Here is a 13,429-nt window from a genome sequence, read left to right on the forward strand (position 1 = left end):
CGATAATCGACGCGAAATGACGTTTACATTTACGTTTACGTTTACGTAAAAATACTTGCATCGCCCGCTCACGCGAAATATGTCACCGTGATATGGTCACATATGCGGGCGACAGTCGCGTTTCGGGAGGAACCGCCGCAGCGACATCGGCACGCAGGGGAGGAAAGAAATGGCTGACGCATCGCAGGTCGTATCCGCCTATGCACAGAAACCCTGGCTGAGGAGCTATCCCGAAGGCGTTCCCGCTGACATGGGCGAACTGGGCTACGAGTCGCTGGCCGAAATGGCCGCGATCTGCACCCGGAAATATGCCGACAAGCGCGCCTTCACCTGCATGGACAAGTCCATGACCTATGCGGAACTGGACGCCGCATCGCAGGCTTTCGGTGCCTATTTGCAATCGCTTGGGCTGGAAAAGGGCGACCGGGTCGCGCTAATGATGCCGAACATCCTGCAATATCCGGTTGCGCTTTACGGTGTGCTGCGCGCGGGCATGACGGTCGTCAACGTCAATCCGCTCTACACGCCGCGAGAACTGGAACACCAACTCAAGGATTCGGGCGCCAAGGCCATCGTCATCCTTGAGAATTTCGCCCACACGCTGCAGCAGGTCATCGCGAGGACCGACGTGAAGCACGTCGTCGTCACCTCCATGGGTGATCTGATGGGCCTGAAGGGCCACATCGTCAATTTCGTGGTCCGCAAGGTCAAGAAGATGGTGCCGGCATGGTCGATCCCCGGCCATGCGGGGTTCAAGGCGATCCTTGCCGCCGGTCGCGGCAAGACGCTGCAGCCCGTCGAGATTGATCGCGATGACGTGGCGTTCCTGCAATATACCGGCGGGACGACCGGGGTTTCCAAGGGCGCGACGCTGACCCATGGCAATGTGCTGGCCAATGTCCGCCAAAACGACCACTGGGTCGAGGTCGCATATGCGGCGCGCGGCAAGCCGGAAACCGTCACCTATATGTGCGCCTTGCCGCTCTATCATATCTTCGCACTGACGGTGAACGCGATCTGCGGCATGGACCAGGGCGGACACAACGTGCTGATCCCCAACCCGCGCGACATTCCGGGCTTCGTCAAGGAACTCGGAAAATACGAGTGGAACTTCTTCGCGGGCCTCAACACGCTGTTCAACGCGTTGCTCAACAACGAGGATTTCCGCAAGCTCGATTTCTCGTCGGTCCGGCTCGTCATGGGCGGCGGCATGGCCGTGCAGAAGCCGGTCGCCGAACGCTGGCGCGAGGTGACGGGCACGGTCATCTACGAAGGTTACGGCCTGTCGGAGACATCGCCGGTCGCAACCGCCAACCCCTTCGACGCGCCCGAGTTCACGGGCACGATCGGCCTGCCGCTGCCCTCCACCGACATCGCCATTCGCGACGAGGACGGTCATGATGTCCCGCTCGGCGAGGTTGGCGAGATCTGTATTCGCGGGCCGCAGGTCATGGCAGGCTACTGGAACCGGCCCGACGAGACCGAAAATGTCATGACCGCCGACGGCTATTTCCGCTCGGGCGACATGGGGTTCATGGACGAGACCGGCCGCACCAAGATCGTCGACCGCAAGAAGGACATGATCCTGGTCTCGGGCTTCAACGTCTATCCCAACGAGGTCGAGGAAGTCGCCGCTTCGCATCCGGGCATCCTCGAGGCGGCTGCCATCGGCGTTCCGGATGAGAAGTCCGGCGAGGTGGTCAAGCTTTTCGTCGTGCGCAAGGACGACAGCGTCACCGAGGCTGTCGTCAAGAAGCACTGCGAGGCCAACCTGACCGGCTACAAGCGGCCGAAATTCATCGAGTTCCGCGACGAGTTGCCGAAGACCAATGTCGGCAAGATCCTCCGCCGCGAATTGCGCTGACCCTATCCCGCCGGTAGTTCGACCCGGCGGGTCACGCCGATATTCTCCAGAAACGTCTCGTCATGGCTAACGACGAGCAGCGCGCCGTCATAGGCGCGCAGGCCCGCCTCGACGGTTTCGATCGACGCGATGTCGAGATGGTTTGTCGGTTCGTCGAGGACCAGAAGGTCCGGCGGTTTCGGGCCGCCGAAGACGCAGGCGAGCCCGGCGCGCAGCATCTGTCCGCCGCTCAGCGAGGCGACCGGCCTGAGCGCCGCATCGGCACGGAACATGAAGCGCGCCAGCGCGGCGCGGCAGGCATTGTCGGTCGCGTCCGGGTGAAGGCGCCGGAAATTCTCGAGGATCGAGAGTGACGGGTCGAGAATCGTGATCTGCTGGTCGAGAAAGGCGATATCGCCTGCGACGCGCACCATACCGGCGAACGGCGCGAGCCTGCCCGTCGCCAGCGCAAGCAGGGTCGTCTTGCCGGAGCCGTTCGGCCCGGTCACGGAGACACGCTCGGGTCCGGTGAGAACGAAATCAAGGTCGCGGATTACGGGCGACGCCGGATCATATCCGCCCGTCACCCCCTCCATCGCCAACACCGTGCGGCCCGCCGGCAGGCCGGTCGGGGGAAGGGAAACGGTCAGCGGATCGAGCACCTCCACGCGCTCGCGCGCCGCGGCGGCCTGTTCCGCCGCCTCGCCCTGACGCCGTTCGGCAAGCCGCGCCTTGGCGCCTCCCGTCGCTTCGCTGGTGTCCTTCATCTTGCCGAGCAGGATGCGCGGCACGCCACCTTCCGCCTTCTTGCGCCGGCCGGCGGAATCGCGTCGCGCCTGGCGCTCGGCGGCCTGGCGGCTCCGGCGCGCGATATCGGCCTCCTGCTTTTCCGCGACATCGAGTTCGTGATGCGCGGCGGCCAGTTCGAGCGCCTTGCGTTCCGCATAATGGCTCCAGTTGCCGCCATAGGCGGTGGCGCCCAAAGAGGTGAGTTCGACAATCGCGTCCATGGTTTCCAGTAATTCGCGGTCATGGCTGACCACGATCGCGCCCGCGCGCCACGTGGCCAGAAGCGACGTGACGGCCTCCCTGCCCTCGCGGTCGAGATTGTTGGTCGGCTCGTCGAGCAGCAGGAAATCCGGTTCGACGAAGACAAGCGCCGCCAGACGGGCGCGGGTCTGCTGGCCGCCGGACAGGGTGGCAAGCGTCGTATCGGGAGAGACATCGAGGCCCAGGCGGGCAAGCGCCGCTTCCATGCGGGCTTCGAGCGTCCAGTCGGCATCGGCCAGATCATCGGCGGTCGCCTCACCGCGCTCGGCGCGCTGCAGGAGCGCAAGCGCATCGCGCACGCCGAAGAGTCCGGCAACCGTCTCGCCGGCAGGCGCGGTCACCGCCTGGCGTAACAAGGCGACGGATCCGCCGACCGCAACCGATCCCGCGCTCGGCGGCAGATTACCGGCGACGATGTTCAGAAGGGTCGACTTGCCCGTTCCGTTGCGGCCGACAAGGCCGGTTCGGATCGGACCGAAAGAAAGATCGAGGCCCGAAAGAACGGACGTCCCGTCAGGCGCGGACCATGAAATGCTGGAAAGTGTGATTGTGGCGGACATGAAGCTGGAATTCCCCGTGGGCAAGGCAAGGCGGCATTGCATTCGGGTTGAAATCCATGTCGGCACACATCCTGTTCGATTGAAGCTGGGCAGTATCTAGATCGTCGGGCGCGGCCGTTCAAGACTGCCACGCCCGGCGGAGTTCACGGACAGAAAGCAGTTACCCTACTGCAGGGCGCGACCGTCCGGCATGTCCGCCGGCGTGCCCATGTCGGGATCGGTTTCGAAATAGGCGACGATCTCGTCGTCCGTCAGGCCGAGGTCCAGAAGCGCCTTCCAGGCCGTGCGGCGAAGATTTTCCAGCGCCTTGATACCCTCGCGGGCGTCGAAGCCACCGGTTTGCGGATGCATCCGGTCGGTAGTTTCCATGTCATCCTCCTTTGCCCCGGCCCCTGCGACCTGCCCCTCTCCCCTACAGGACCGAGATGCATATTGGATGAAAAAACGGGGGCGAAAAAAAGACAAAACGGAAGTCATCACCTCGCCAACAAGAAAAGCCCCGGAAATCCGGGGCTTTTCGCAAGACAATTATTTTTCCGGGTCAGGCGTACCAGTCGCCCATCTTCACCGCGACAGCTTGGCCGACCAGCGCGGCGAATTCGGACGGATCCTGCGTGCCGCCGTCGCGGCCGCGATAGTGGTAGGGATAGACGTATTTCGGCATGAACTCCGTCACGGCCGAAGCGGCCTGCTCGACATCCATCGTGAAGGGCAGGTTCATGCAGAGGAAGGCGAGGTCTATGTTTTCCAGCGCACGCATTTCCGGAATGTCCTCGGTGTCGCCGGAAATGTAGACGCGGAAGCCGTCGAAACTCAGGACGTAGCCGTTGTCGCGGCCTTGCGGGTGGAAGTTCGTCCGGCCTTCGGTGGTGTTGTAGGCGGGGATCGCGTCGATGGCGACGCCGTTGAACGCGCTCGATTCGCCGTTGCCGATCGCGGTGGCCTTCGCCTTCAGCTCTTCCGGCAGCATCTCGTACACGGCGGGATTGGTGATCAGCATCGTGCTGTCGCCGACAAGCGCGGCCAGCGTGTCCGCATTGTAGTGATCGCCATGCTCATGCGTCACGAGGATCAGGTCGGGGGCGTCGAAATCCGCATAGGCGGCGGCTTCCCCGACCGGATCGGAATAGATGACGCCGGCCGGCGTGTTCATCACGAAGGACGCATGCGACACGGGATGCACGGCAATGTCGCCGCCACCGGTCGCGAACATGTCGCCTTCGCCCATCTGGGCGCGGGCCGCATAGGGCAGGAAGGTTACCGCGCCGGCGGTGGCCGCAGCGGTCGCTACGAAGCGGCGTCGGGTCAGTGTCGGTTTCATTGGCGATATCCTCCGGTTGATCGGTTACAATGGGTTAGACGTAGCGTCGGCGCGGGCCGGTTCAATCGCGATGGTCATCTGACCCGACCTCATCACCCGATTGTGAACGTGACCGAATGCGCATCCCGGGACCTCGGGCGGCAGGCACGCCGGAGCACGGCCCAACCCCAGGCGTCGCGCCCCGCATCTTGCATTCGCGACGGCCAAGTTCTTTAAAGCCTGTGGCCGCCATGCGGCAGCCCAAACCGGAGAAACGCCATGCCGACAAAGTCAGCCGCCATAGACGCCCTGAAGCGCCATTTCGAGAGCGGCGCGCCGACCGACATGCGCGCGGCCTTCGCGGGTGACGGCAACCGGTTTGCGCGCCACAGCGCCCGCCTGGACGACATGCTGCTCGACTGGTCGAAATGCCGCGTCGACGAGACGACGCTCTCGCTGCTCGAAGACCTCGCGCAGGCCTGCGACGTCGAAGGCCGGCGCGACGCGATGTTCGCCGGCGAGAAGATCAACACAACCGAAGACCGCGCCGTGCTGCATACGGCCCTGCGCAACCGCTCCAACACGCCGGTGACGGTCGACGGCGAGAACGTGATGCCCGACGTCAATGCGGTGCTCGCGGCGATGGCCGATTTCTGCCATGGCGTGCGCGCCGGCACGATCAAGGGAGCCTCCGGCGCCCCGTTCACCGACATCGTGAATATCGGTATCGGCGGCTCGGACCTCGGGCCGGCCATGACCGTGCTGGCGCTCTCCCCGTACCATGACGGGCCGCGCTGTCACTTCGTCTCCAATGTCGATGGCGCGCATATGGCCGACACGCTGGCCGGGCTCGATCCGGTGCGCACGCTGTTCGTCGTCGCGTCGAAGACCTTCACCACCATCGAAACCATGACAAACGCCGCGACGGCTCGCGCATGGCTGGTCAATGCCTGCGGCGAAGAGGCCGTCGGCGCGCATTTCTGCGCCGTTTCCACGGCGCTCGACAAGGTTGACGCCTTCGGCATCTCCGCCGAGCGAACCTTCGGTTTCTGGGACTGGGTCGGCGGACGCTATTCGCTATGGAGCGCCATCGGCCTGCCGATCATGCTGGCGGTCGGTCCCGAGAGTTTCGGCCGGCTTCTCGACGGCGCTCATGCGATCGACAATCATTTCCGATCCGCCCCGATGCGCGAAAACCTGCCGATGATGCTCGGCCTCGTCGGGTACTGGCACAGGGCTATTTCCGGCTACCCGTCCCGTGCGGTCATTCCCTACGACCAACGACTGGCGCGCCTGCCCGCCTATCTGCAGCAACTCGATATGGAATCGAACGGCAAGGGCGTCACCCTGTCGGGCGATCCGGTCGATGGCGTTTCCGGGCCGATCGTCTGGGGCGAACCGGGCACAAACGGACAGCACGCCTTCTTCCAGCTTCTCCACCAGGGAACCGACATTGTGCCCGTGGAATTCCTCGTCGCCGCCAATGGCCACGAACCGGGGCTGCGCCAGCATCACGATCTGCTGCTCGCCAATTGTTTCGCCCAGTCCGAGGCGTTGATGAAGGGCCGGACGTTCGAGGAGGCCAAGGCTCAGCTTCTCGACAAGGGCGTGGACGAGGCGAAGGCGGCGGAACTCGCGCCGCATCGCGTCTTTACTGGCAACCGTCCCTCGATCACGATCGCCTACGACACGCTCGACCCCTTTGCGCTCGGCCGCATCATCGCACTCTACGAGCACCGGGTTTTCGTCGAGGCGCAGCTTTACGGCATCAACGCCTTCGACCAGTGGGGCGTGGAACTGGGCAAGGAACTCGCCACGGCGCTGTTGCCGGTCGTCGAAACCGGAGAAGGGCTTGCGGAACGCGATGCATCAACAGCTGCGCTCGTATCGCATGTGCGCGATCTGAAGGCCGTTTGATCCCGAAAGAGGGGGTGCGGAGCGCGCCTTGCGGGGAACCTTCCCCTAGGTGAGACGTTCACATCACGGATTCCATTCGAAAGAGGAACGCCGCGATGACCGACATATTCGACCCCCGCAATGACAACGATCCGCGCATTCCCTACCCGGCCGGAAAATCGGCCTGGCATGTTCGGCGCGAGAACCGGATGCGGGCGGCGTCGGAGACCGGCGTCATCACGGCCGGCCTCTTCTTCGCGATCTGTCTCGTCGCGCTCGGCATGATGCAGCTTACCCTCGCCTGACCCGAACCAGCGGACGACCTCGAGTTCGTCGCCATCCATGGCGGCGGGCGGCATTTCATGGGAACGCCCGTCGGTGATTGTCTCAGGGCGTGCGCGCTGCCGCTGTCCAACGGCTGAACCCGGATGCAGAGGGACGGCGTTCGCGCCGCCCCCACACTTAAGGTCGCCGCAGCATCAGCACTGCGGTATCAGGCCGGTATCGGCACCGGCCTTTTCAAGCGTTCTGCGCATATCGACATCGCGCATCAGCGCGAAATAGGGTTCGTCGGCTTCAGCCCGGAGCCACGCCGACATGCGGATGGGGCCGGCCGGAACCGGCGCGGTTCGGCAACCGGTCGCGCCGACCGTCAGCGATCCTTTCCCATTCCCGCCAGCTGCCTTGTAGGCCTTGACCCGCGCCTGCATGGCGCGGAACGCCTCGCTGTCGGCCTGGTCGAACCGGGCAACGACAAGACGGGCGCTGCCGGCATGCGGGGGCAGGCCGGGCGCAGACGCCGTCTCGTCCGTGATGATCGGCTTGTATTGCTCCAGGAAACTCGTCTCCGGGTCACCCGTGTCGTAGCGGACCGTCACGGTGATATCCCCCTCGCGAAGCCGCAGGTAAGAGGGCGTCGCCAAGGCAAAGCGGATCGCGCCTGGATCGGCTTCCATGGGACTCATGCGGGCAAGTTTCAGCGCACTGGCAGGCGGCGTGCCGAGCGCGGCACAGCCGGAAAGCGCAAGGGAGACAAGAAGAACAGGCAGAAAGGCGGCCGCACGGCATGGCAATCCGCGGGTGATAAACGACGACATCGGTAACTCCGCGATTTCACTCTTTACAGCCATTTCTTATTGTTATACGATAATAAATACAAACATTTTTTGATGAGGCCCTCAATGTCGCAACACACAATCGACCGACTGAAGCGGCTCAGCCGCATTCTCTACGGATTCTCGATCGCGCTCATCGCGGGGCTGGCCGTGGGCGGCGCCGTGCTGACCGCGATGACGATTGCCGACGCAGGCATTCTCACGCGCGCCTTCCCGGACGTCGTGCGCGATCCCGCAACGGTCTCTCTACCGGCACGCATCGTCAGCCTCGTCCTCGGCTGGATCGCCATCGGCCTGATGATCCACGCGATCCAATGCCTTATGCGGATGTTCTCGCTGACCGGACAAGGCAGGATCCTGAGCCAGGAGGCAGCGAGATGGATGCGCCGGGCCGGGATGACACTGTTCGTGCTGGCGATCTATGCGACGGTGTCGCGCACGCTGACGATCCTGCTGCTGTCGATGGGCAACCCGCCCGGCGAACGGCAACTGACAATTGGTATAGAGGGCACCCAGTTTTTCTCGATCTTCCTCGCCGGGGTCTTCCTGCTGGTGGCGCACGCGCTCGTCCTCGGCAGCGAGATCGAGCAGGAAAACAAAAGCTTCGTCTGAGCCATGGCCATCATTGTACATCTCGACGTCATGCTGGCGAAACGCAAGATGCGCTCGAAGGAACTGGCGGAGGCGATCGGCATCACCGAGCAGAACGTGTCTCTGCTGAAATCGGGCAAGGTGCGCGGCGTACGCTTCGAGACACTTGAAAAGATCTGCGCCATTCTCGACTGCCAGCCCGGCGACCTTTTGGAATACTCGCCCGACGGCGGATAAGGTTGCGACAGACTTGCGGGCTCGCCTGCGTTGCCCTAACGCTGACCTACAAGGCGAGAGGACGCGATGACAAGCAACGGCAAGACGAGCACGGGCGGAACGAAACTGCGCAGCCAGCAATGGTTCGACAATCCGGACAATCCCGGCATGACGGCGCTCTATCTGGAGCGCTATCTGAATTACGGGCTGACGCGCGAGGAATTGCAGTCGGGCAAGCCGATCATCGGCATCGCGCAGACCGGCTCCGATCTCTCACCCTGCAATCGTCACCATGTCGAACTGGCCAAGCGGGTGCGCGACGGCATCGTCGCGGCGGGCGGCATACCGTTCGAGTTTCCCTGCCATCCGATCCAGGAAACCGGCAAACGTCCGACCGCCTCGCTGGACCGCAATCTCGCCTATCTGTCGCTGGTCGAGGTGCTTTACGGCTATCCGCTGGACGGTGTCGTGCTGACCATCGGCTGCGACAAGACCACGCCGGCGCTGTTGATGGCCGCCGCGACCGTGAATATCCCCGCAATCGCCTTGTCGGTGGGTCCGATGCTCAACGGCTGGCATCGCGGCGAACGTACCGGTTCGGGCACGATCGTCTGGAAATCGCGCGAACGGCTTTCCGCCGGCGAGATCGACTATGACGAGTTCATGGACATCGTGGCCTCGTCGGCGCCGTCGGTCGGTTATTGCAACACGATGGGCACGGCGACGACGATGAATTCGCTGGCCGAGGCGCTCGGCATGCAGTTGCCCGGCTCAGCGGCCATTCCCGCTCCCTATCGCGAGCGCGGCCAGATTTCCCATGAGACCGGAAAGCGCATCGTGGAGATGGTGCACGAGGACCTGAAACCCTCCGACATCATGACGCGCGAGGCCTTCGAGAACGCCATCGTGGTCAACTCGGCCATCGGCGGCTCGACCAACGCGCCGGTTCACCTGAACGCCATCGCCCGCCATGTCGGCGTGAAACTGGACAATGACGACTGGCAGGCGCTCGGCCACCGGATCCCGCTTCTCGTCAACCTGCAGCCGGCCGGCGAATATCTCGGCGAGGACTATTGCCATGCCGGCGGCGTGCCGGCCGTGGTGATGGAACTGATGAAGGAAGGCCTGCTACCGCATCCGGACGCGATCACGGCAAACGGCAAGTCGATGGGCGAGAATTGCGGCACGGTCGAAAACCTCAACACCGATGTCATCCACCCGGTCTCCGACCCGCTGGTCGCCCATGCGGGCTTCATCAACCTGAAGGGCAACCTGTTCGATTCCGCGATCATGAAGACCAGCGTGATCTCCGAGGAGTTTCGTAAGCGTTACCTTTCCAATCCCGACGACCCGGAAGCCTTCGAGGGCAAGGTCGCGGTGTTCGACGGACCGGAAGACTATCACGCCCGCATCGACGATCCGGCCGAAAACATCGACGAATACACGGTGCTTGTGATCCGCGGCGCCGGTCCGATCGGCTATCCGGGTGCGGCGGAAGTCGTGAACATGCAGCCGCCGAACTACCTGATCAAAAAGGGTATCCTGTCACTGCCCTGCATCGGCGATGGACGCCAGTCCGGCACATCGGGATCGCCGTCGATCCTCAATGCCTCTCCGGAAGCCGCCGCCATGGGCGGACTCGCGCTTCTCGAGAACGGCGACCGCCTCCGCATCGATCTCGGTAAGGGCACGGCGAATATCCTGATCTCCGACGAGGAGCTTTCGGCCCGTCGCGAGGCGCTGGAGAAAGCCGGCGGCTATGCCTATCCGGCGCACCAGACGCCCTGGCAGGAAATCCAGCGCGGCATCGTCGACCAGCTCTCGGAAGGCATGGTGCTCAAGCCCGCGGTCAAATACCAGAAGGTTGCTGAAACGCAGGGTGTGCCGCGCGACAATCACTGACGGCCGGGATAGGAAAGCCGCCATGGAACGCGTCGTCAGGGCCAGCGATATCGAAATCTCCACGGAGAGTTTCGGCGACGCGGGCAACCCGGCGCTCGTGCTGGCAATGGGCGCCACCGCCTCGAAACTGTGGTGGCCGCGCGATTTCTGCGAGGGGCTGGCGAAGTCGGGATACCATGTCATCCGCTACGATCACCGCGATACCGGATGCTCCACGTCCTATCCGCCTGGAGAAGCACCCTATGCAGCCGAGGACCTCGCGGACGACCTGCTCTCGGTCATGGACGGCTACAATCTCGATAGAGCGCACGTGGCCGGCATGTCGCTCGGCGGCTACATCGCGCAAATGGTCGCCCTGCGCCAGCCGGAGCGGGTCCTGTCGCTGACACTGATCGGCACCGAACCACTTGGTTGGACAGGGCCGGACCTCCCGGGCATCGCGCCGGAATTCATGCTGCATTTCGCGGCGATGGAAACGCTCGACTGGTCAGACCACGGCGCGGTGAGGGATTTCATGCTGGAGGCGGCACGCCTTTCGGCAGGCGGCAATCCGTTCGACGCGGAGCGGGAATTGCGCCGCATCGACGCCGAACTCGGCCGCGCGCGCGACATGCGCAGCGCCTTCAATCACGGCATGTTGACGGTCCGCGACGACTGGCATGACGCGACAGCACGCATCTCCCAGCCGGTGCTCGTCATACACGGCGAACAGGACCCGATCCTTCCATTGGCGAACGGCGAAGCGCTGGCGACCGCGATCCCCCGAGCGCGCCTCGTCGTCCTGAAGGGCGTCGGCCACGAAATCCCGCAGGCTGCGATCCTCGTCATGATCGCGGAGATGACAGAGTTCATGCGGCAGGTGGCAGGCCTCACGCCGCCCACCGGACCCGGCTTCTAGACATGCGGCCGCGCCGCCGCCCACGTGAGCAGGGCGTCGAGGGCTGGGCATAGATCCTGGCCCCATTCCGTCAGCCTGTATTCGACCTTGGGCGGCACTTGCGGGTAGACCGTGCGATGTACGATGCCGTCGGCTTCGAGCTGCCGCAACTGCTGAATCAGCATCTTCTGGGACACGTCCGGGATGGCGCGTTCGAGGTCCGAGAAGCGCATGACGCGGCCGCCAAACAGGTGAAACAGGATCACCAGCTTCCAGCGACCCTCCAATATCTTGAGAGCGCTTTCCACACCGGATGCTGCGGTTTCGCGGGTGTAGTCATGCGCCGGGGCTTGTAACTTACTTTTTGGTGAGTACCCGACTTTTTTGTCCGTTCTTGTCATACAGTCAGGTTATCCGCAGATATGCGCCCACTGCAACATCATACGGAACGACCCCGATGACAGATACGCTCCCCACCCCCATCGCAGACTATTTCTCCGCCGACACACCGGAAGGCATTGCAAAGTGCTTCACGCAGGACGGCATCGCCGTCGACGAACGCAACACCCATCGCGGGCGCGACGAAATCCTGAAATGGCGCGAGGAAGTCGGAAAGATCAGTTTCAGCCACGAGATCCTCTCGGTCCGCCGTGACGGGAACCGCGTGACAGTGGCGACCCGCGTCTCCGGCAACTTCAAGGGAAGTCCGGTCGACCTGGACAATGTATTCGATCTGGAAGGCGACCTGATCAGTCGGCTGGAAATCTCGTGAGGTGCTTCGTGCCCGGACTTCTAACCAGTGGCCGGAAGGGCTTTGCCTGATCCACGCGTGACGCTAGGGTCGTTTTCAACGCGCCCTATCCGTGACGGAGCCGCCATGTGCCATCGCCTGATCGCCTTTGTCTGCATCGTGCTGCTTGCGGCCTTACCGGCCCGGGCCGATGTGAAGGACACGATCGCGAAACAGGCGCCGTCCGGACTGGTGCTCGTTCTCGACAAGGACGGCAACGAACTGATCGCGCAGAATACCGACGAGCCCTTCGTTCCCGCTTCGGTCACAAAAGTCGTCACCGCATGGCTAGCGCTGGAGGTGCTCGGCGCGGACTATCGTTTCGAAACCCGGTTCTACATGGACGACAAACGGGTGCTTTACGTACGCGGCGGCGGCGACCCATTCCTGGTGTCCGAGGAACTGGCGCTCATCGCGCCGGCGCTTCTCGCCGCGACCGGTTCCGAACCATTCAGCGCCGTGGTTCTCGATGGCAGCTACTACCCGACCGATCTCGTCATTCCGGGGATCGAGAACACCGGCGAATCCTATGACGCCCTGAATTCCGCGCTCGCGGTCAATTTCAACACGATCAATGCCGTGCGCGACGGCAAGACCGTGCGGTCGGCGGAGGAACAGACGCCGATCACCCCGCTGGCGATCAGCCAGTTTCTGGCGCGCGCGCCAAACGGCCGCAGCCGCATCAGCCTTGCTCAGGAAAACCCGGAGATCAGCGTCCGATATGCGGGCGAACTGCTGGCCGCCTTTATCGAGAAGGCCGGGGGCGCCGTCGATGGCGAGATATCGATCGGGGCGGTGCCGGCAGGCCTGGAGCCGATCCATGTTCACCGCCAGTCACGGCCGCTGTCGGAAATCCTGAAACTGATGCTGATCGGCTCGAACAACTATATCGCCAACCAGATATTCCTGGAGATCGGCGCCGATCTCCTTGGCGGGCCGGTCAGCCTCGACAAGTCGCTGCGCGTTTCTCGCGATATCCTCGCACGGCACGGCCTCGCCAATTCGATCCATCTGGAGGAAGGTTCGGGCATCAGTCGCGGCAATCATTTCACCGCGCGCGGTCTCGCGAAGCTGCTTGATCTCTTCGCGCCCCATGCCCGGCTGATGCGCAGCACCAAGGCGGGCTCCCGCTACAAGACAGGCACGTTTTCGGGCGTCCGGACGCTGGCCGGTTTCGCCAAAACGTCCAGTCACGGCGATGTGCGGTTCGTGATCTCGCTCAACAGCGGGCCCGGCAAACTGCGTTTCCATATTCTCCAGGCCATCGAGCAGGGCCTCTAGACCCGGCG

General features: G+C 63.5%; 14 protein-coding genes. 9 read left to right on the forward strand and 5 right to left on the reverse strand.

All coding sequences use genetic code 11. The features are described 5' to 3' along the window. Positions 1–169 precede the first annotated feature (169 nt). On the forward strand, positions 170–1,864 hold the full coding sequence (locus tag LC343_RS08510; protein WP_223476668.1) for a long-chain-fatty-acid--CoA ligase: 1,695 nt from the start codon (positions 170–172) through the stop codon (positions 1,862–1,864). A 2-nt stretch (positions 1,865–1,866) separates the two neighbouring features. On the opposite strand, the gene LC343_RS08515 is transcribed toward LC343_RS08510, so the two are convergent. From LC343_RS08515 to LC343_RS08525, 3 genes are all read right to left on the reverse strand, one after another. Further along, positions 1,867–3,453 carry an ABC-F family ATP-binding cassette domain-containing protein gene (locus tag LC343_RS08515; RefSeq protein ID WP_223476669.1) on the reverse strand — a complete coding sequence of 529 codons (1,587 nt, stop codon included), beginning with the start codon at positions 3,451–3,453 and terminating at the stop codon, positions 1,867–1,869. Positions 3,454–3,618: 165 nt separating this feature from the next. Then, the gene (locus tag LC343_RS08520; RefSeq protein WP_223476670.1) at positions 3,619–3,822 is read right to left on the reverse strand and encodes a hypothetical protein; all 204 of its coding nucleotides are present in this window, start codon (positions 3,820–3,822) and stop codon (positions 3,619–3,621) included. Positions 3,823–3,994: 172 nt separating this feature from the next. Next, a complete protein-coding gene (locus LC343_RS08525; protein ID WP_223476671.1) occupies positions 3,995–4,774 on the reverse strand; it encodes an MBL fold metallo-hydrolase in 780 nt (259 codons plus the stop codon). Between the two features lie 258 nt (positions 4,775–5,032). Between LC343_RS08525 and pgi the strand changes: the two genes are divergently transcribed. Continuing rightward, on the forward strand, positions 5,033–6,670 hold the full coding sequence (pgi, locus tag LC343_RS08530; protein WP_223476672.1) for a glucose-6-phosphate isomerase: 1,638 nt from the start codon (positions 5,033–5,035) through the stop codon (positions 6,668–6,670). A gap of 95 nt (positions 6,671–6,765) precedes the next feature. Beyond that, entirely contained in the window at positions 6,766–6,954 is a 189-nt protein-coding gene (locus tag LC343_RS08535; protein WP_223476673.1) for a hypothetical protein, read from the forward strand. A 174-nt stretch (positions 6,955–7,128) separates the two neighbouring features. Here the strand turns inward: LC343_RS08535 and LC343_RS08540 are convergent, their stop codons facing one another. After that, complete coding sequence (locus LC343_RS08540; RefSeq protein WP_223476674.1) at positions 7,129–7,746, reverse strand: hypothetical protein; 618 nt, start codon at positions 7,744–7,746, stop codon at positions 7,129–7,131. Between the two features lie 84 nt (positions 7,747–7,830). On the opposite strand from LC343_RS08540, the gene LC343_RS08545 reads away from it, so the two are divergent. The 4 genes from LC343_RS08545 to LC343_RS08560 all read left to right on the forward strand — a co-directional run bounded on the left by LC343_RS08545 (position 7,831) and on the right by LC343_RS08560 (position 11,371). Continuing rightward, the gene (locus LC343_RS08545; RefSeq protein ID WP_223476675.1) at positions 7,831–8,376 is read left to right on the forward strand and encodes a DUF2975 domain-containing protein; all 546 of its coding nucleotides are present in this window, start codon (positions 7,831–7,833) and stop codon (positions 8,374–8,376) included. A 3-nt stretch (positions 8,377–8,379) separates the two neighbouring features. Then, entirely contained in the window at positions 8,380–8,592 is a 213-nt protein-coding gene (locus tag LC343_RS08550) for a helix-turn-helix domain-containing protein (RefSeq protein ID WP_223476676.1), read from the forward strand. Between the two features lie 66 nt (positions 8,593–8,658). Next, the gene (locus LC343_RS08555; protein ID WP_223476677.1) at positions 8,659–10,473 is read left to right on the forward strand and encodes an IlvD/Edd family dehydratase; all 1,815 of its coding nucleotides are present in this window, start codon (positions 8,659–8,661) and stop codon (positions 10,471–10,473) included. 22 nt (positions 10,474–10,495) lie between these two features. Continuing rightward, positions 10,496–11,371, forward strand: a complete 876-nt coding sequence (locus LC343_RS08560; RefSeq protein ID WP_223476678.1) for an alpha/beta fold hydrolase — start codon at positions 10,496–10,498, stop codon at positions 11,369–11,371. Here LC343_RS08560 and LC343_RS08565 read toward each other — a convergent pair. Further along, on the reverse strand, positions 11,368–11,751 hold the full coding sequence (locus LC343_RS08565) for a winged helix-turn-helix transcriptional regulator (protein WP_223476679.1): 384 nt from the start codon (positions 11,749–11,751) through the stop codon (positions 11,368–11,370). The two genes, LC343_RS08560 and LC343_RS08565, sit on opposite strands and share 4 nt — an antisense overlap. A 56-nt stretch (positions 11,752–11,807) precedes the next feature. Here LC343_RS08565 and LC343_RS08570 point away from each other — a divergent pair, with 56 nt between their 5' ends. Together LC343_RS08570 and LC343_RS08575 are read left to right on the forward strand one after the other, a co-directional pair. Continuing rightward, positions 11,808–12,122 (forward strand): nuclear transport factor 2 family protein, encoded by a 315-nt coding sequence (locus LC343_RS08570; RefSeq protein ID WP_223476680.1) that lies wholly within the window; start codon positions 11,808–11,810, stop codon positions 12,120–12,122. 105 nt (positions 12,123–12,227) lie between these two features. Then, positions 12,228–13,421, forward strand: coding sequence for a D-alanyl-D-alanine carboxypeptidase/D-alanyl-D-alanine-endopeptidase (locus LC343_RS08575; protein WP_223476681.1), 1,194 nt, complete (start codon positions 12,228–12,230; stop codon positions 13,419–13,421). Positions 13,422–13,429: the final 8 nt, after the last annotated feature.

The organism is Oricola indica (assembly GCF_019966595.1).
Taxonomy (GTDB): Bacteria; Pseudomonadota; Alphaproteobacteria; order Rhizobiales; family Rhizobiaceae; genus Oricola; species Oricola indica.

Bases quoted from the DNA above. Each gene is read 5' to 3' on its own strand.
- LC343_RS08510 (WP_223476668.1), top strand. From the start codon at position 170: ATGGCTGACGCATCGCAGGTCGTATCCGCCTATGCACAGAAACCCTGG.
- LC343_RS08515 (WP_223476669.1), bottom strand. From the start codon at position 3,453: ATGTCCGCCACAATCACACTTTCCAGCATTTCATGGTCCGCGCCTGAC.
- LC343_RS08520 (WP_223476670.1), bottom strand. From the start codon at position 3,822: ATGGAAACTACCGACCGGATGCATCCGCAAACCGGTGGCTTCGACGCC.
- LC343_RS08525 (WP_223476671.1), bottom strand. From the start codon at position 4,774: ATGAAACCGACACTGACCCGACGCCGCTTCGTAGCGACCGCTGCGGCC.
- pgi (WP_223476672.1), top strand. From the start codon at position 5,033: ATGCCGACAAAGTCAGCCGCCATAGACGCCCTGAAGCGCCATTTCGAG.
- LC343_RS08535 (WP_223476673.1), top strand. From the start codon at position 6,766: ATGACCGACATATTCGACCCCCGCAATGACAACGATCCGCGCATTCCC.
- LC343_RS08540 (WP_223476674.1), bottom strand. From the start codon at position 7,746: ATGTCGTCGTTTATCACCCGCGGATTGCCATGCCGTGCGGCCGCCTTT.
- LC343_RS08545 (WP_223476675.1), top strand. From the start codon at position 7,831: ATGTCGCAACACACAATCGACCGACTGAAGCGGCTCAGCCGCATTCTC.
- LC343_RS08550 (WP_223476676.1), top strand. From the start codon at position 8,380: ATGGCCATCATTGTACATCTCGACGTCATGCTGGCGAAACGCAAGATG.
- LC343_RS08555 (WP_223476677.1), top strand. From the start codon at position 8,659: ATGACAAGCAACGGCAAGACGAGCACGGGCGGAACGAAACTGCGCAGC.
- LC343_RS08560 (WP_223476678.1), top strand. From the start codon at position 10,496: ATGGAACGCGTCGTCAGGGCCAGCGATATCGAAATCTCCACGGAGAGT.
- LC343_RS08565 (WP_223476679.1), bottom strand. From the start codon at position 11,751: ATGACAAGAACGGACAAAAAAGTCGGGTACTCACCAAAAAGTAAGTTA.
- LC343_RS08570 (WP_223476680.1), top strand. From the start codon at position 11,808: ATGACAGATACGCTCCCCACCCCCATCGCAGACTATTTCTCCGCCGAC.
- LC343_RS08575 (WP_223476681.1), top strand. From the start codon at position 12,228: ATGTGCCATCGCCTGATCGCCTTTGTCTGCATCGTGCTGCTTGCGGCC.